Raw genomic sequence first — 16,037 nt, 5'->3', positions numbered from 1 at the left:
TTCCGGCGCAGTCGCAGCCGGCTCGCGCCGGCTTTTTCTCTTCGATCTTTCCGCACAGCGCCAGGTGGTTCCGCGCGCGTCGGATTGCATCGAGACTGGCGCCTGATCTCTTAATTTGCCCTTGGGGGCGCCACAGCGGAGTTCGTCTTGGCCGTTTCCAACATCATCGCTGACGATCCTGCTCCAGACGCCGCGAAAACGTCGTCGGGAAGTTCGTTCTATCTTGCGATGCGGATCCTTCCCGCCGAACAGCGGGACGCGATGTATCAGATTTACGCGTTCTGCCGCGCGGTCGACGATATCGCCGACGAAGGCACGCTCCCGCGCCGCGAGCGCGCGCTCGCGCTCGACCAGTGGCGCGCGGACATCGACGCGTGCTACGCCGGCGCGCCGAAGCAATCGCTCGAAGCTCTCACGCGCCACATCCAGGCTTTCCAGCTTTCCCGCGACGACTTCCAGGCCGTGATCGACGGCATGGCGATGGACGCCGCCGGCGATATCGTCGCGCCCGACGAAGCCACGCTCGACCTGTATTGCGATCGCGTGGCGAGCGCGGTCGGGCGGCTGTCGGTGAGAATTTTCGGGATGCACGAGGACGCCGGGCGGCGGCTCGCGCATCATCTCGGGCGCGCGCTGCAACTGACCAACATCCTGCGCGACATCGACGAAGACGCGGAAATCGGCCGCGTTTATCTGCCGCGCGAACTGCTCGCGCGCGAAGGCATTTCGACGAGCGATCCGGCGAGCATCGTCGGCGATGCGCGCCTGCCGCGCGTGTGCGCCGTGCTCGCCGAACGCGCGAAGGGCCACTACAAACAGTCCGACACGATCATGGCGGCCTCGCCGCGTGCTCTGGTGCGCGCGCCGCGCATCATGTCGGCGGCGTATCGGACCGTGCTCGACGCCAATCTGAAACGCGGCTTCGACCTGCCGCGCACGCGCGTGCGGACGCCGCGTTCGCGCCTGCTGTGGATCGTGGCGCGCAACCTGATCTGATGTCCCGGCGGGTCATCGTCGTCGGCGCGGGCGTCGCCGGGCTCGCCGCCGCGGTCGAGGCGCAACGGCGCGGTGCGCGAGTCGTGCTGCACGAAGCGGCGCCGCACGCGGGCGGGCGCTGCCGCTCCTTCTTCGATCCCCGGCTCGGCGCCACGCTCGACAACGGCAATCATCTGCTGCTTTCAGGCAATCATTCGGCGATGGCCTATTTGCGCACGATCGGCGCGGCGGAAACGCTGCTCGGCCCGACGCATCCCGAATATCCTTTTTTCGATGTCGCTACCGGCGACGCGTGGACGGTCCGCATGTCGACGGGCCGCCTGCCGCGCTGGATCTTCGACGCCGACGCGCGCGTGCCCGGCACGCAGCCCGCCGATTATCTGCCGTTCCTGCCGCTCTTCTGGGCGAAGCCGGGCCGCACCGTCGAGGAATCGGTGCGCAGCAAGGATCGCGTGTGGCAACTGCTCGTGCGCCCGCTGCTGCGCGCGATGCTCAACGCCGATCCTTCGGAGGCGAGCGCGGCGCTCGCGGCGGGTCTCTTGCGCGAGACGGTCGCGCAGGGCGGGCAGGCGTGCCGGCCGCTCATCGCGAGAAGCGGGCTGTCGCATGCGTTCGTCGAACCGGCGCTGCGGCTGTTGCAGTACGGCGGCGCGGAAATCCGGCTCGGCTCGCGCGTCGCGGGCATCGGGGTATCGGGCACGGATTCGAAGGAGCGTGTAAGCTCGCTGGCTTTCGAAGGCGCGGCCGAGCCCATCACGCTCGGCGCGGGCGACGGCGTCGTGCTCGCCGTGCCGCCCGATGCGGCGCGCCGGCTGGTGCCGGACCTGAGCGCGCCAGATGCATCGCGCGCGATCGTCACCGTGCATTTCGCCGCCGATGCGCCCGACGGCATTCAGCCGCTCACATGTGTCGTCAACGGCATGTCGGACTGGATTCGCGCGGCCGACGGGCGGCTTTCGGTCACGCTCGCGAGCGCCGGCCGATGGCTCGCGACGCCGCACGAAGACATCGCGCGGACGGTCTGGCAGGAGACGGCGCAGGCCGTGAAGATGCCGGCCGTGCCGACGCCGCCGTGGCAAGTCGTTGTTGAGGAACACGCGACGTTTGCCGCCGTGCCTGCGCAGGAAGGCTTGCGGGCCGCCACGCGCACGCGCTGGCACAATTTCACGCTCGCGGGCGACTGGACGGCGACCGGCCTGCCCGCGACGATCGAAGGCGCGATCCGTTCCGGCCAGAAGGCCGCGGACGCGCTGTTGAACCCATCGATGGAACGCTGATGAACGATTTATCCCTGTCGGCCGTGGGCGCGCAGGTGCCGGGCGCCTCGCTCGACGCCGCGGTCAACCAGGCCACCGACGCGCTGCTCGCGGCGCAACATCCGGACGGCTACTGGCTCTACGAGCTCGAAGCGGACGCAACCATCCCGGCCGAATACGTGCTGCTCGTCCACTATCTCGGCGAGACCGCCGACGTACAACTCGAAGCCAAGATCGGCCGCTATCTGCGGCGCATTCAACGCGAGGACGGCGGCTGGCCGCTCTTCACCGACGGCGCGATGGACGTCTCCGCGACCGTGAAGGCGTACTTCGCGCTGAAGATGATCGGCGATTCGCCCGACGCCGAGCACATGCAGCGCGCCCGCCGCGCGATTCTCGCCGCGGGCGGCGCGGAGAAGGTGAATGTGTTCACGCGCATCCTGCTCGCGCTGTTCGGCGTCGTGTCGTGGCGCGCGGTGCCGATGATGCCCGTCGAGATCATGCGTCTGCCGATGTGGTTCCCGTTCCATCTGTCGAAGGTGTCGTACTGGGCGCGCACGGTGATCGTGCCGATGCTCGTGCTCAACGCGAAACGTCCGCGCGCGCGCAATCCGCGCGGCGTGCGAATCGACGAAGTGTTCACGAATCCGCCCGTCAATACCGGCATGCCGGCGCGCTCGGGGCACCAGAGCCGCGGCTGGTTCGCGTTCTTCCGCGTGGTCGATTCGATTCTGCGCGTAGCCGACCCGCTGCTGCCGAAAGCCGGCCGCGAGCGCGCGATCGATGAAGCGGTGCGCTTCGTCGACGAGCGCCTGAATGGGGAGGACGGTCTCGGCGCGATTTTCCCGGCGATGGCCAACTCGGTCATGATGTACGACGTGCTCGGCTACCCGCCCGAGCATCCGCACCGCGCGATCGCGCGCAAGTCGCTCGACAAGCTGCTCGTCATCGACGAAGCCGACGATGGCGAAGCGTATTGCCAGCCATGTCTGTCGCCGGTGTGGGACACGTCGCTCGCGGCGCACGCGCTGCTCGAAACCGGCATGCCGAAGGCGCGCTCGGCGGTGGCGCGCGGCCTCGACTGGCTGGTGCCGCTGCAGATTCTCGACGTGCGCGGCGACTGGATCTCGCGCCGTCCGAACGTGCGGCCGGGCGGCTGGGCGTTCCAGTTCGCGAACCCGCATTACCCCGACGTCGACGACACGGCGGTCGTCGCGATGGCGATGGAGCGCGCGGATCGCGAGAACGGCACCGCGATGTACGGCGAGTCGATCGCGCGGGCGCGCGAATGGGTCGTCGGCATGCAGAGCAGCGATGGCGGCTGGGGTGCGTTCGAGCCGGAAAACACGCAGTTCTACCTGAACAACATTCCGTTTTCGGATCACGGCGCACTGCTCGATCCGCCGACCGTCGATGTCTCCGCGCGCTGCCTGTCGATGCTCGCGCAGCTTGGCGAGACGTCGTTCAACAGCGAGCCCGCGCGGCGCGCGTTCGATTACATCGTCAGGGATCAGGAGCGCGATGGAAGCTGGTACGGGCGCTGGGGCCTGAACTACATCTACGGCACCTGGTCGGCGATGTCCGCGCTGAACGCGGCGGGCGTCGCGCCGACCGATCCGCGCATGGAGCGCGCGGCGGCCTGGCTCATCGGCATCCAGAACACCGACGGCGGCTGGGGCGAGGACGGCGAGAGCTACAAGCTCGACTATCGCGGTTACGAGCAGGCGCCGAGCACGGCGTCGCAGACGGCGTGGGCGCTGCTCGGGCTGATGGCGGCGGGCCTCGTCGAGCATCCGGCGGTCGCGCGCGGCATCGGCTATTTGCTGAGGACGCAGCAGGCGCACGGCCTGTGGGACGAAACGCGCTTCACCGCGACGGGTTTTCCGCGCGTGTTCTATCTGCGCTACCACGGTTATCGCAAGTTCTTCCCGCTGTGGGCGCTCGCGCGCTATCGCAATCTGACGCGCGAAGGCCTCACGCGCGTGACGGTGGCGATGTGAGCGCGCCCGTCGTCGCCGTGACCGGCATGGCGTTCGAGGCGAAAATCGTGCGCGGTCGCGGTGTCGACGTGGTGTTCGCTGCGCGCGCCGACTGGCTCGAGCGCGCGTTGTCGGACGCGATCGCGCGCGGCTGCTCGGGCGTCATCAGCTTCGGCACGGCGGGCGGGCTCGCGCCGGATCTCGCGCCGGGTGCGCTGATCGTGGCCGACAGCGTCTGCGGACCGTTCGGCGAGCTGCTGACCGATGCGGCGTGGTCCGCGCGCATCGCCGATGCGTTCGCGGGCACGCCGGTCGGGCGCGTCACGCGGCGCGGCAAGATGGCGGGCGTCGCCGCGCCCGTCAAGAGCGAGGCGGAGAAGCGCTCGCTGCATTCGTCGACGGGGGCGCTGGCCGTCGACATGGAATCGCATATCGCCGGGGCGATCGCGACGGCGCGCGGGCTGCCGTTCGCGGTGTGCCGCGCGGTCGTCGATCCGGCGTGGCGGACATTGCCGCCGGCCGCCACGGCCGGTTTGCGCGACGACGGCACGACTGCCATCGGCCCGATTTTGCGTGAATTGCTGCGCGATCCGACGCAACTGGGCGCGCTCTTGCGGCTCGCGTCCGATGCGCGTGAGGCCCGCGCGACGCTCGTGCAGGCGCGACACGCGCTGGAATCGGCGCGGGCGCTGGCGTTGGGTTGATCGACGGTTTCAGGCGTTATCGGCGTCGTGCGGGGCTTCCAGAAACGTCGTGTCCCAGCGGCCGAGCCTCATCGCCTGCGCGAGCATGCCGAGTGTCAGCGGAACCAGTGCCGGCGGACGATGCCGTTTCGAGAATAGTTGCACCACTGAGCCGATCGGGTCGAAGTTTTCCGCGCCGAAGTATCGCGCGTAGGGAAAGCCTTGAGCCGAGACGTTAAACGTTTCCGCCCACTTGTCCATGAATTCCACTGCGTCGACGCCGGTGAGGCCGAGATCCTCTTCGAGCCGTGACGAGGGGGATAGCGTCAATGTGCCGAATAACGGGGCGCCGAGTCGTTCGCGGGTGAATGCTTCGAGATTGGTCCAGGTTGGGTCTCCAGTCATGCCAAACGGTCCTCCGGCTTCACTATGGCGTTACAGATGCGCACCGTGTGGAGCACGATCATCATTGCGTCGCCGGACAACATGATGGTGCCGACCACGGGAATCGTGCGCCCGACAAATGCGCCCAGGTTCCGAGTAGGAATAGCGATTTTCGGACACGGGATGGTTGGAAGAAAGAAACAAAACAACGTATCAGCGCAACCGTTGGCGCGCCCCACTACGTTCGGGTGGTAACGGCACCCTTGCTTTCTGCGGGTTAACCCTCACCTCGGTATAATCAGGGAAAACCCTAATCATCGCGCGTCGATATTTGCACGACGGCGCGCCAGCACCGAAAGTGAGGTACCGCAAATGAATTTCCATACCCGCAAATGGGTCAAGCCCGAAGATCTGAACCCGAACGGCAGTCTGTTCGGCGGCAGCCTGCTGCGCTGGATCGACGAAGAAGCCGCGATCTACGCGATCTCGCAACTCGGCAATCAGCGCGTCGTCACCAAGTTCATGTCGGAAATCAACTTCGTGAGCTCGGCGCGTCAGGGCGACATCATCGAACTGGGGATCACCGCGACGCATTTCGGCCGCACGTCGATCACGCTGCGCGCGGAAGTGCGCAACAAGATCACCCGCAAGAGCATTCTGACCGTCGAGAAGATGGTGTTCGTGAACCTGAGCGAGCAGGGCGAGCCCGCGCCGCACGGCCGCACGCAGATTCGCTACGCCGATGAACTGTTCGAGGCGTATCGCCGCGATCAGCGCGCGGTCGAAGCGCCGAAGATGTCGGGCGATGATCTGGTCGAGGAAGAGACTGAAGAAGCCGCACACTAAACCAAAACGGGCGCTCACGCGCCCGTTTCCCTTCCAGACCGACCCCGAACCCGCTTACTTCGCCGCAGGATCCTCATATTGCGGCAAGCCCTGTCCCTCGCTCGAACTCGGCGACGGCTTGCTCTTAGGCGCATTCTCTTCCGGCGCGGGCGATTTGCCGCCGACACCGCCCGCAGGCGACGCCGCCGCGCCAGGATCCACATACGTCGGCAGGCCTTGCTCTTTGCTGCCGCCACCCGTCGCGCCCGGCGCGCTCGCGGCATCCGGTTCCGCCGCGTTATCGTCGCCGTAATCGGGCAGCGAGGCCGCGCCGCCGCCTGTCAGCAAATATTGACGCCGCTGCGTGTACGCGTCGCGCACGAACGCGTATTTGTCCAGCGCGGCCGCCGAAAGCAGATCGGTCGCGCCGATCAAATCCGCGCGCGCGCTCACGAAGTTCACGACGAACAACGGCCAGCGAATATCCGGATCCGAGTAACTCAGTGGATTCACACGCCAGTCGACCAGCCACGTCGTCGAATCGCGGACCGAGCTCGGGCCGAGCAGCGGCAGCACCAGATACGGCCCCGACGGCATGCCGTAATGCCCGAGCGTCAGGCCGAAGTCCTGATGATGCTTCGGCAAGCCGGCCGGCGAGGCGATATCGATCAGGCCGCCGATACCGAACACCGAATTCATCGCGATACGCATCAGATCCTGCGTCGCGTCGGTGATCTTGAGTTGCAGCAGGTTGTTCGCGAAGTTGGAGAAATCGCCGAGATTCGAGAAGAAATTGCTGACCGCGGTGCGAAACGGACTCGGCGTGTAATCGACGTAGAACTGCGCGACAGGCTTCGCGACGTAGGTATCGAGCGTGTCGTTGAACGTGAAGATCTTGCGGTTCATCGGCTCGAGCGGGTCTTTCGGATTGCGGTCCGGGCCGGTCGCGCATCCCGCGGTGGCGAGCGCGCCCGCGATCACCACACTCATTCCCAAGCTCCGCACTGCACGAGCGGACAGCGCCGCCGATCCCAACTTCATTCTTCAATTCCTCGTAAGTTGTCATGTCGTTGCGCCGCCCGCAGCTTCGCCCGGTCCGCCGCGCGCACCCTGCGCGGCTTGCCCATCAGAACGGGCTGGAACACCACGGCGCCGATCAGCGTGCAAAAGAGCGACAGCGCCAGAAGCCGGCCCATGCTGGACGTGCCGGGATGATGCGAGAACCACAGGCTGCCGAACGCGGTCGCGGTCGTGGCCGCACTGAACATAACGGCATGCGTGAGGCTCGACTGTAGCAAGCGCGTCTGGCCGGAACGCCACGCCATCACGAAATAGATCTTGAACGCGACGCCGACGCCCAGCATGAGCGGCAACGCGATGATGTTCGCGAAGTTGAGCGGCATCCGGAAGACGACGCACAGTTCGAGCGTGACGATCGCGGAAACGAGCAAAGGTACCAAAGTTCTCAGAACGTCGCCAAAACGGCGCAGCGCGAGCCACAGCAGCACCGCGATCGCGATGAGCGAATAAAGCGCGGCCTGTTCGAACGCCTTGATGATGGTCTCGGCCGAATGACGCACGGAGATCGGCCCGCCGATCGCATTGGGCTCGGCTTTCTGCACGGCGTCGGCGAAGCGGGCGAGCAGGTTGTCGTCGTTGGGATCGACGCCGGGCGGAATCTTCGGCGATACATCGACGAGCGCCTGACCCTGCGGCGTCACGAACGACGCGACCATCTGCGGCGGCAGCGTCGCGCGCGTGATTTCGCCCGGCGTGAGCAGCGCGCGCAATTGCGCGAGCGCGATTCGCAGCGGCGCGGCCATCGCGTGCTCGGCACGCTCGCGCGTGGCGGCGTCGGCCTGCGCCAGCTTCGCGAGCGTCTGTGACAGATGCTTCGCTTCCTTGTCGCCAGGGCCGGGATGTTCGTCGGCGGCGAGCGAGAGCTGGTTCGACACGCGCCTGAGCGCCGCGACGCGCACTTCGTCCGTCACCGGCGACGCCGTCGGCTGATCGAGCGCGGGCAGCAGCTGATCGGCCGCGGCCTTGATGAGTTCGAGCTTCTTCGGCTGATCGGCGGGGATGAGCGAGGAGAGCGTCGTCGCGCGATCGACTTCCGGCAGCTTTTCGAGCTTCGCCGCGATGCGGTCCGCTTCCGCGAGCGAGGGCGCGAGCACGGCGACGTCGTTCACCGCGCCTTCCGGCGAATCGCGCAGCGAGGTGAGCGTCGCCATCGACTCGGTATGCGGGTCCTTCAGATGCAGCGGATTGAAGTCGAAGCGCAGATCGAACAGCAGCGGCAGCGCGCCGATCACGACGACGAGCGTGCCGATCAGAACCGGCTTGCGATGCCTGTCAAGAAATTCATCGACGGGCGCGAGCATCGGAAAGCCCGGCGAACGCGCTTCGCCCGGCGGTGCGAACACCTTGATGAGCGCGGGCAGCAGCGTCATGTTGGTCGCATACGCGACGAACATGCCGACGCCCGCGATCAACCCGAGCTCCGACACGCCGCGATACGCGGTCGGCAAAAACGAGAAGAAGCTCGCGGCGGTCGCGGCGGCGGCGAGCGTGAGCGGCACGGCGACATGGCGCGCGGTTTCCGCGAGCGACACGTCGAGCCGCTTGTGCTTGTAGCGTTCCTCGCGATACTTCACGCCGAACTGAATGCCGAAGTCCACGCCGAGACCCACGAACAGCACCATGAACGCGACCGAGATCATGTTGAGCGCGTGGACCATCATGAGGCCGAGCGCGGCGGTGATCGCGAGCCCGACGAACAGCGTGATGAACACCGCGAGGATCATGCGTTTCGAGCGCAGCGCGACCCAGAGGATCATCAGCACGACGAGAAACGTGAGCACGCCGTTGAGCACCGCGCCGTCCTGCACGGACGCGAATTCCTCGTCGGCGAGCGGCTGTGCGCCGGTCAGATGCAGCGTCGCGCCATATTTTTGGTCGATGCCGATTTCGGACGCCTTCGCGCGAATCTCTTCCGATGTGCCCGCCGCCGCCTTCAGCGCATTGAAGTTCAGCTCCGGCAACACGGTGACGAACGCGCGGCCGGGTTTGTCGCCCTTGGATGCGTCCGCCAGACCGCGCCACGAGAACGCCGCCGGCTGATTCGCGAGCACGCGGTCCAGCACGGTCGCGCTCCTGCCGAGCAGGCCGGCCATCTGGCCGAGATTCACCTGCCCGAGCGTCAACGGCAGATTGAGCGTGGTGTTGAGCGTCTGCGCGAGGCCAGTGAGCGTCGGATCGTGCGCGAGCGTGTTGATCAGCGGGCGCGCCTGCACGAGCTGTTTCGTGACCTGCCCGACTTTCTCCGTCGGCAGATAGAGCAGGCCGTCGTGTTCGAAGAACGCGCCGCCCGCGGGCTGCGACACCGACTTGAAGCGTTCCGGCTCCTTTGCGAGCGCGGCGGCGAGTTCGTTCGCGGCGGCGTCGGCGAATTCCTGCGCGGGCGCTTCCACGACGATCAGCAGCGTCGCGCCGCGCTGCGGAAAGGCTTCGTCGATGGCCTTGCTGCGCGCCGCCCACTCGGGTTCGGTTTCGATCAGCTGGCTGACGTCGGTGCTGATGCGGAAATGATGGACGACATAAATCGTGGAGAGCACGCCGAGCACGAGCGAAACGGCGATAATCCACGCCGGTCGGCGAATGGCGAGCGTAACGAAGCGGGTAATGTTGGACGTCAGCATGAAGACGCTACCTGTGTGTCCTGTTATTTTTGCGCGTGCGAACGCGCGAGTTGCATGATGCCGACCGCCGGATTCCGAATCCTGTCCGCAAGACCACGCGGTGTGCCGCGCAAGTATAGCGGGCGCGCCGGAACACTCCGTGCTTGAACTGTTGCGTCGCTGCGGTGTCGGTATACTGACCCGCAGCCATGCGGCCGCCCTTGCAACCTCCGATGGCCGCATGATTCGCACAACCCGCGCCACCAAACCTGATCAGAGAACGGGTGCCATGAAACGCTATATTTCCGTTTGCTTCGCTTTCCTCCTCGCCTCGATGTTTTTCGCAGGCGAGGCACTCGCACAAACAAGTCCCGATGCCGTCGTGAAGAGCGCGGTCGAGGGCACCGTCACGGCGATGAAGGCCGACCCGCAGGCGCGCGGCGGCGACATGGCCAAGATCACGCAGCTCGTCGAAACGCGCTTCTTGCCCGCCACCGATTTCCAGCGCACGACGCGCATCGCGGTCGGCAAGGCGTGGGCGAGCGCCACGCCCGAGCAGCAGAAGCAGCTTTACGACCAGTTCCAGACGCTGCTAGTGCGTACTTACGCGGCATCGCTCGCGCAGTTGCGCGATCAGGACGTGAAGTTCAAGTTCGACGCGCCCAACGTCGACGCCAACACGAAGGACGTGGTCGTCGAATCGCACGTCATCTCCACCGGCGGCGACAATCCCGTGCGCTACCGCCTGCAAAAGACGCCGCAGGGCTGGAAAATCTACGACATCGACATGATGGGCGCGTGGCTCATCCAGGTCTATCAGCAACAGTTCGCAGGTCAGTTGCAGAAAGGCGGCGTCGATGGCCTCATCAAGTTCCTTTCCGAGCACAATGCCCGTTCGGCGGGATGAGCCGGTTCAGGTTCGGCGGTGCTCCACCGCGAACTTGATCAGCTCGGCCTGACCGTCGATATCGAGTTTGCGCTTCAAATTCAGCCGGTGCGTTTCCACCGTGCGTACCGACAGCCCATGTTGCTGCGCGATCTGCTTGCTCGATAAGCCCTCGGCCAGCGCATCGAGGATTTCGAGCTCGCGCGGTGTCAGGCGTTCGAGCGGCGTCTGCATCGACTGTGCCTGAATCATGCGCGCGGCCAGCCCCGCGCTGAAGAAGGTCTTGCCGGCGAGCACCGCGTCGATCGCCTGGATGATCTCGGCGGCGGGCGAATCCTTCAGCACATAGCCGCTCGCGCCCGCGCGCACCGCCTGCTTCACATACTCCACGTTGTCGTGCATCGACAGCATCAGCACGCGGATGCCGGGAAAACGCTCGTGAAAGAGCGTCGCCAGTTCGATGCCGCTCATGCCCGCCATGCCGACGTCCATCAACGCGAGATCGGGCGGGTTCGATTCGTCGGCGGCGAGCGCGAGCGCTTCCTTCGCATTGCCCGCCTCGCCGATCACGCGCAGATGCGGCACGGAATCGAGACGCGCGCGCAGGCCGTCGCGCACGAGCGGATGATCGTCGACGAGAATGATACGGACCGGTTCAGCGCTCATCGATATGTCCATGGAGGTTGGGCGCGGCGAGCGGCAACGGCACGCGCGCGGTGATCGACGTGCGGCCGAGCTGCGAGCTGACCGCGAGCGTGCCGCCGAGCGTGTCGAGCCGCTCGCGCATGTTGCGCAGCCCGACGCCGCTCGCCGGATCGGTGATGGCGGTATGCGCGTCGAAGCCGCGGCCGTTGTCGGTGACGTCGAGCGTGACGGCGTGCGTCGCGATATCCAGCGTGATCGCCGCGCGCGTCGCCTGCGCGTGCCGCGCGATGTTGGTCAGCGCTTCCTGCGCGATGCGAAACAGCACGGTGTTGACAGGGTCGGGCAGCGTCGCGCGCTGCGCCGCACAAGGCTTGCCGTCGGCCATCGATTCGAAGCGCACCTCGGTGCCGTCCTGGCCGTCGAGTTCGCGCGCGAGCTGACCGAGCGCGGCGGCGAGGCCGAGATCGTCGAGCATCGCGGGACGCAGCGCGTGGGAGATGCGGCGCACTTCGCGCAGCGTGCCGGACAGGCGTCCGAGGCTCGTCGCGAGCGCGGCTTCGGCGGTCGGCTCGCGCGCCGCGCCGCGTTCGAAACGCGCGAGCGCCGATTCGAGCAGCAGCTTCACCGAAACCAGCATCTGGCTGATGCCATCGTGCAGTTCCCGCGACAGGCGCGCGCGCTCCTGCTCCTGCGAATCCACCACTTGCCGCGCGAGCAGTTTCAGTTTCGCGTCCGCGCTGCGATGCTCGCTGATGTTGAGCACCGCTGCGCATACCGCGATGATTGCGAGCCCGGCCAGCGCGATCGCGCCGATCCACATCAGCGTGCGCTCGATGTTGACGGCCGCCTGCGAATCGATGCGCGCGAGCGTCGTTTCGACATCCTCCAGATAGATGCCCGTGCCCATCATCCAGCCCCAGCGCGGCAGCGGCACGACATAGCCGAGCTTCGGCGCGAGCAGTCCGGTGGACGGCCGCCGCCACACATAGCGCACGTAGCCGCCGCCTTGCGACGCCTGTTTGATGAGTTCCTGGATGGTCAGCGCGCCGTTCGGATCGCGCATCAGCCAGAGATCGCGCCCGACGAGATCGGGCTGGCGCGGATGCATCAGCGACGTGCCGCGCATCGTGTAGACGAAAAAGTAGCCGTCCTGGCCGAAATCGAGCCGGTGCAGCGCGTCGAGCGCGAGGCGGCGGCGTTCGTCGTCGCTGCGCGGATCGTCGGCGAGGGCGTCGTAATACGGCGCGATCGCGCTCTTGGCGATCTCGACGTAATGCCGCAGCTCGATCTCCTTGCTCGACATGTACGCGGCCTGCGTGGTGTCGTGCTGGGCCTGCGCGAGTGTTTCAGCCTGCTGGCGCACGCCGTAAGTGATCCCGCCGATCGCCAGCGCGAACGGCACGATCGCCAGCAGAAAGATCTTTGCCTTGAGATTCATCGGCTCATGAAGCGATTCTTGCTACGTGATTCTACGTAGTTCGGTTACGTAGTTGTGCGCTTGTAAGCGCTCGGGCGAAGGCGAATACTACCGCCCAATGCGTCGTCGCGGCGCATGAGACGGCACCAAGGGCTTACCCCAAGGGCAATAACATTCAAGGAGACGCCATGAATCGGGCTTCCGGATTCCTGGTCTGGATCGCGCTCGCGCTGCTGGGCGCGTTCGCATTCGGCACCATCGCACTCGCCCACGGCGAGAGTATCAGCGCACTGTGGATCGTCATCGCATCGGTCTGCGTCTATCTCATCGCTTACCGCTTCTATTCGCGCTTCATCGCGGGCAAGGTGCTGCAGCTCGACGGCCTGCGCATGACGCCGGCCGTGCGTCACAACGACGGCCTCGACTACGTGCCGACCAACAAGTACGTGCTGTTCGGCCATCACTTCGCGGCGATCGCCGGCGCGGGACCGCTCGTCGGCCCGGTGCTGGCCGCGCAGATGGGCTACACGCCCGGCATGCTGTGGATTCTCGGCGGCGTGGTGTTCGCTGGCGCGGTGCAGGATTTCGTCATCCTGTTCATCTCGACGCGCCGCGACGGCCGCTCGCTCGGCGATCTCATCAAGATGGAACTGGGCACCGTGCCCGGCGTGATCGCGCTGTTCGGCGCGTTCCTCATCATGGTGATCATTCTCGCGGTGCTCGCGCTGATCGTCGTGAAGGCGCTGACGAATTCGCCGTGGGGCACGTTCACCGTCGCGGCGACGATTCCGATCGCGCTCTTCATGGGCGTTTATACGCGTTACATCCGTCCGGGGCGCATCGGCGAGGTGTCGATCATCGGCTTCGTCGGCCTGATGCTCGCGATCGTCTACGGCGGCCAGGTCGCCGAGTCGGCGACGCTCGCGCCGTACTTCACGTTCACCGGCGTGCAGCTCGTGTGGATTCTGATCGGTTACGGTTTCGTCGCCTCGGTGCTGCCGGTGTGGCTGCTGCTCGCGCCGCGCGACTATCTTTCGACGTTCCTCAAGATCGGCACGATCCTCGGCCTCGCGATCGGCATTCTGATCGTAGCGCCCGAGCTCAAGATGCCGGCCTTCACGAAGTTCGTCGACGGCAGCGGGCCGGTCTGGTCGGGCAACCTGTTCCCGTTCCTCTTCATCACGATCGCGTGCGGCGCGGTGTCGGGCTTCCACGCGCTGATCTCGTCGGGCACCACGCCCAAGATGATCGACAACGAAGTCAACATGCGCTTCATCGGTTACGGCGCGATGCTGATGGAATCGTTCGTCGCGATGATGGCGCTCGTCGCCGCCTGCGTGATCGAGCCGGGCGTGTACTTCGCGATGAACAGCCCCGCCGCGCTGCTCGGCTCGACGCCCGAAGCGGTCGCGCAGACCGTGACGGGCTGGGGCTTCGTGCTGACGCCGGACATGCTGACGTCGACGGCGAAAGCGGTCGGCGAGACGACCATCATCGCGCGGGCGGGCGGTGCGCCGACCCTCGCAGTCGGCATGGCGCACATTCTTCACCAGGTGATCGGCGGCCCGGCGATGATGGCGTTCTGGTATCACTTCGCAATTCTGTTCGAGGCGCTCTTCATCCTGACCGCCGTCGACGCGGGCACGCGCGCAGGCCGCTTCATGCTGCAGGATCTGCTCGGCACGTTCCATCCGGCGCTGCGCCGCACGGAGTCGCTGCCGGCCAATCTCGTCGCGACGGGTCTGTGTGTCGCAGCGTGGGGCTACTTCCTGTATCAGGGCGTGGTCGATCCGTTCGGCGGCATCAACACGCTGTGGCCGCTCTTCGGTATCTCGAATCAGATGCTCGCGGGCATCGCGCTGATGCTCGGCACCGTCGTGCTGTTCAAGATGAAGCGCGAGCGCTACGCATGGGTCACGCTCGTGCCGACGATCTGGCTGCTCATCTGCACCTTGACGGCCGGCTGGCAGAAGATTTTCGACGCGAGTCCGAAGGTCGGCTTCCTCGCGCACGCGGGCAAGCTGAAGGAAGCGTACGACGCGGGCAAGGTGATGGCGCCGGCGAAGTCGCTGGCGGAGATGCAGCGCATCATCTTCAACGATTACGTCGATGCGGCGCTTGCCGGGCTGTTCATTTTCGTCGTCGTGAGCATCGCGGTGTACGGCGTGCTGGCGGTGTTGCGCGCGCGTCGCGAAACCAAGCCGACGGTGCGCGAGACGCCGTTCGAAGCGATGCCCGCCGGCGCGAGCGCGGCGGTTCGTTCGGGACATTGAGTCTTTGCCGGAAAAAGGAGCAAGCGATGTTCAGCGATCTTCAGCAAGCAGGGCGGTATCTCGGCCAGGCGATGCGCCTGATGGTCGGGATGCCGGACTACGACGCGTACGTCACGCACATGCAGACGACGCATCCCGACAAGCCTCCGATGAGCTACGCGGAGTTTTTTCGCGAGCGGCAGGAAGCGAGGTACGGATCGGGAGCGGGGAAGTGCTGCTGAGTTGAAGCGGTATAGCGGCAGGTGACAGGGACGCGACGGTGAGAGCCGTCGCGTTTTTTTATGGGCGTCGGAAATGTCGGTTTTGCCTATTCCATCCGGACGAGGGTAAAATGACCACTTGAAAATGACTATGGGCGCTATCATGACTGTCAAGCGAGTGTCGAAATCGGAGTTCAAGGCTAAAGCGCTTGAATATTTTCGTCTCGTGGAATCGACAGGAGAACATATGATCGTGACAGACCATGGAAAGCCCGTGCTTGAAATCCGGCGCTACGAGGGTTCATCACTGACGCCGCTGGAAGAACTGCGCGGAAGCGTGCTGTTTTGCGAAGATGCATTCGAGCCGCTCGGCGAGGGCGACTGGGAGGCATATCGATGATCGTGCTGGACACGCACACGCTCCTATGGTGGATCGGCGGCGGGGCGCTCGGCAAACAGGCGCGCGCTGCCATCGCGGAGGAATCGGGCGAGGACGGAGAGATCGTCGTTTCCGCCATGAGTGCGTGGGAAATTGCCTTGCTGGTGAGCAGAGGCAAGATACGACTGTCGATGGACGTCAGCGACTGGGTCGAACGGGTCGGTCGAATCGACGCCGTGCGATTCATGCCGGTGGACAGCAGCATCGCCATCCGATCGATCGAACTGCCCGGGGACTTTCACAATGATCCTGCGGATCGCGTGATCGTCGCGACGGCGCGGGCGTTGTCGGCGCCCTTGGTGACAAGGGATCGTCTGATTCGCAAGTACGAGCACGTCAGGACGATCTGGTAGCGGGGCAACAAAAAGGGCGGATGA

15 protein-coding genes are annotated in these 16,037 nt (G+C 65.7%); 10 read left to right on the top strand and 5 right to left on the bottom strand.

The window, feature by feature from the left end:
- Window positions 1-147: 147 nt before the first annotated feature.
- From hpnD to NK8_RS21230, 4 genes are read left to right on the top strand one after another with little or no spacing between them, the layout of a single operon-like run.
- Window positions 148-996: a presqualene diphosphate synthase HpnD gene (gene hpnD, locus NK8_RS21245; RefSeq protein WP_213229517.1), complete on the top strand. Its 849-nt coding sequence runs from the start codon at window positions 148-150 to the stop codon at window positions 994-996.
- Window positions 996-2,273: a hydroxysqualene dehydroxylase HpnE gene (hpnE, locus tag NK8_RS21240; protein WP_213229515.1), complete on the top strand. Its 1,278-nt coding sequence runs from the start codon at window positions 996-998 to the stop codon at window positions 2,271-2,273. Before hpnD ends, hpnE begins: the two co-directional genes overlap by 1 nt.
- On the top strand, window positions 2,273-4,252 hold the full coding sequence (gene shc, locus NK8_RS21235) for a squalene--hopene cyclase (RefSeq protein WP_213229513.1): 1,980 nt from the start codon (window positions 2,273-2,275) through the stop codon (window positions 4,250-4,252). Before hpnE ends, shc begins: the two co-directional genes overlap by 1 nt.
- A 26-nt stretch (window positions 4,253-4,278) precedes the next feature.
- Entirely contained in the window at window positions 4,279-4,935 is a 657-nt protein-coding gene (locus NK8_RS21230; protein WP_301549883.1) for a phosphorylase, read from the top strand.
- Window positions 4,936-4,944: 9 nt separating this feature from the next.
- Here the strand turns inward: NK8_RS21230 and NK8_RS21225 are convergent, their stop codons facing one another.
- Window positions 4,945-5,319 (bottom strand): DUF1493 family protein, encoded by a 375-nt coding sequence (locus NK8_RS21225; protein WP_213229509.1) that lies wholly within the window; start codon window positions 5,317-5,319, stop codon window positions 4,945-4,947.
- 351 nt (window positions 5,320-5,670) lie between these two features.
- Here NK8_RS21225 and NK8_RS21220 point away from each other — a divergent pair, with 351 nt between their 5' ends.
- The gene (locus NK8_RS21220; RefSeq protein ID WP_213229507.1) at window positions 5,671-6,144 is read left to right on the top strand and encodes an acyl-CoA thioesterase; all 474 of its coding nucleotides are present in this window, start codon (window positions 5,671-5,673) and stop codon (window positions 6,142-6,144) included.
- A 54-nt stretch (window positions 6,145-6,198) separates the two neighbouring features.
- Here the strand turns inward: NK8_RS21220 and NK8_RS21215 are convergent, their stop codons facing one another.
- Both NK8_RS21215 and NK8_RS21210 read right to left on the bottom strand, forming a co-directional pair.
- Window positions 6,199-7,113, bottom strand: a complete 915-nt coding sequence (locus tag NK8_RS21215) for a VacJ family lipoprotein (RefSeq protein WP_225936298.1) — start codon at window positions 7,111-7,113, stop codon at window positions 6,199-6,201.
- A gap of 47 nt (window positions 7,114-7,160) precedes the next feature.
- A complete protein-coding gene (locus tag NK8_RS21210) occupies window positions 7,161-9,821 on the bottom strand; it encodes an MMPL family transporter (protein WP_213229503.1) in 2,661 nt (886 codons plus the stop codon).
- Window positions 9,822-10,089: 268 nt separating this feature from the next.
- Here NK8_RS21210 and NK8_RS21205 point away from each other — a divergent pair, with 268 nt between their 5' ends.
- Window positions 10,090-10,707, top strand: a complete 618-nt coding sequence (locus NK8_RS21205) for a phospholipid-binding protein MlaC (RefSeq protein WP_213229501.1) — start codon at window positions 10,090-10,092, stop codon at window positions 10,705-10,707.
- A gap of 6 nt (window positions 10,708-10,713) precedes the next feature.
- Here the strand turns inward: NK8_RS21205 and NK8_RS21200 are convergent, their stop codons facing one another.
- Both NK8_RS21200 and NK8_RS21195 read right to left on the bottom strand, forming a co-directional pair.
- Window positions 10,714-11,352: a response regulator transcription factor gene (locus tag NK8_RS21200; protein ID WP_061175029.1), complete on the bottom strand. Its 639-nt coding sequence runs from the start codon at window positions 11,350-11,352 to the stop codon at window positions 10,714-10,716.
- Window positions 11,342-12,769: a cache domain-containing protein gene (locus NK8_RS21195; protein WP_213229499.1), complete on the bottom strand. Its 1,428-nt coding sequence runs from the start codon at window positions 12,767-12,769 to the stop codon at window positions 11,342-11,344. Before NK8_RS21195 ends, NK8_RS21200 begins: the two co-directional genes overlap by 11 nt.
- A gap of 167 nt (window positions 12,770-12,936) precedes the next feature.
- Between NK8_RS21195 and NK8_RS21190 the strand changes: the two genes are divergently transcribed.
- The 4 genes from NK8_RS21190 to NK8_RS21175 all read left to right on the top strand — a co-directional run bounded on the left by NK8_RS21190 (window position 12,937) and on the right by NK8_RS21175 (window position 16,013).
- A complete protein-coding gene (locus NK8_RS21190) occupies window positions 12,937-15,021 on the top strand; it encodes a carbon starvation CstA family protein (RefSeq protein ID WP_162067951.1) in 2,085 nt (694 codons plus the stop codon).
- Window positions 15,022-15,047: 26 nt separating this feature from the next.
- On the top strand, window positions 15,048-15,242 hold the full coding sequence (locus NK8_RS21185; RefSeq protein WP_162067950.1) for a YbdD/YjiX family protein: 195 nt from the start codon (window positions 15,048-15,050) through the stop codon (window positions 15,240-15,242).
- 142 nt (window positions 15,243-15,384) lie between these two features.
- Complete coding sequence (locus NK8_RS21180; RefSeq protein WP_213229497.1) at window positions 15,385-15,621, top strand: type II toxin-antitoxin system Phd/YefM family antitoxin; 237 nt, start codon at window positions 15,385-15,387, stop codon at window positions 15,619-15,621.
- Entirely contained in the window at window positions 15,618-16,013 is a 396-nt protein-coding gene (locus NK8_RS21175) for a type II toxin-antitoxin system VapC family toxin (protein WP_162067949.1), read from the top strand. The genes NK8_RS21180 and NK8_RS21175 overlap by 4 nt, the downstream gene beginning before the upstream one ends.
- Window positions 16,014-16,037 lie beyond the last annotated feature (24 nt).

The sequence above is a fragment of the Caballeronia sp. NK8 genome, assembly GCF_018408855.1.
In the GTDB taxonomy this organism is placed as follows: Bacteria; Pseudomonadota; Gammaproteobacteria; order Burkholderiales; family Burkholderiaceae; genus Caballeronia.
Note: the sequence above shows the minus strand (reverse complement) of the source record. Positions and strands in the feature narration are given on the sequence as shown.

What these genes read in the sequence shown, in the direction of transcription:
- hpnE (WP_213229515.1), top strand. Translation starts at nt 996, where the DNA reads ATGTCCCGGCGGGTCATCGTCGTCGGCGCGGGCGTCGCCGGGCTCGCC.
- shc (WP_213229513.1), top strand. Translation starts at nt 2,273, where the DNA reads ATGAACGATTTATCCCTGTCGGCCGTGGGCGCGCAGGTGCCGGGCGCC.
- NK8_RS21230 (WP_301549883.1), top strand. Translation starts at nt 4,279, where the DNA reads ATGGCGTTCGAGGCGAAAATCGTGCGCGGTCGCGGTGTCGACGTGGTG.
- NK8_RS21225 (WP_213229509.1), bottom strand. Translation starts at nt 5,319, where the DNA reads ATGACTGGAGACCCAACCTGGACCAATCTCGAAGCATTCACCCGCGAA.
- NK8_RS21220 (WP_213229507.1), top strand. Translation starts at nt 5,671, where the DNA reads ATGAATTTCCATACCCGCAAATGGGTCAAGCCCGAAGATCTGAACCCG.
- NK8_RS21215 (WP_225936298.1), bottom strand. Translation starts at nt 7,113, where the DNA reads ATGAGTGTGGTGATCGCGGGCGCGCTCGCCACCGCGGGATGCGCGACC.
- NK8_RS21210 (WP_213229503.1), bottom strand. Translation starts at nt 9,821, where the DNA reads ATGCTGACGTCCAACATTACCCGCTTCGTTACGCTCGCCATTCGCCGA.
- NK8_RS21205 (WP_213229501.1), top strand. Translation starts at nt 10,090, where the DNA reads ATGAAACGCTATATTTCCGTTTGCTTCGCTTTCCTCCTCGCCTCGATG.
- NK8_RS21200 (WP_061175029.1), bottom strand. Translation starts at nt 11,352, where the DNA reads ATGAGCGCTGAACCGGTCCGTATCATTCTCGTCGACGATCATCCGCTC.
- NK8_RS21195 (WP_213229499.1), bottom strand. Translation starts at nt 12,769, where the DNA reads ATGAATCTCAAGGCAAAGATCTTTCTGCTGGCGATCGTGCCGTTCGCG.
- NK8_RS21190 (WP_162067951.1), top strand. Translation starts at nt 12,937, where the DNA reads ATGAATCGGGCTTCCGGATTCCTGGTCTGGATCGCGCTCGCGCTGCTG.
- NK8_RS21185 (WP_162067950.1), top strand. Translation starts at nt 15,048, where the DNA reads ATGTTCAGCGATCTTCAGCAAGCAGGGCGGTATCTCGGCCAGGCGATG.
- NK8_RS21180 (WP_213229497.1), top strand. Translation starts at nt 15,385, where the DNA reads ATGACTGTCAAGCGAGTGTCGAAATCGGAGTTCAAGGCTAAAGCGCTT.
- NK8_RS21175 (WP_162067949.1), top strand. Translation starts at nt 15,618, where the DNA reads ATGATCGTGCTGGACACGCACACGCTCCTATGGTGGATCGGCGGCGGG.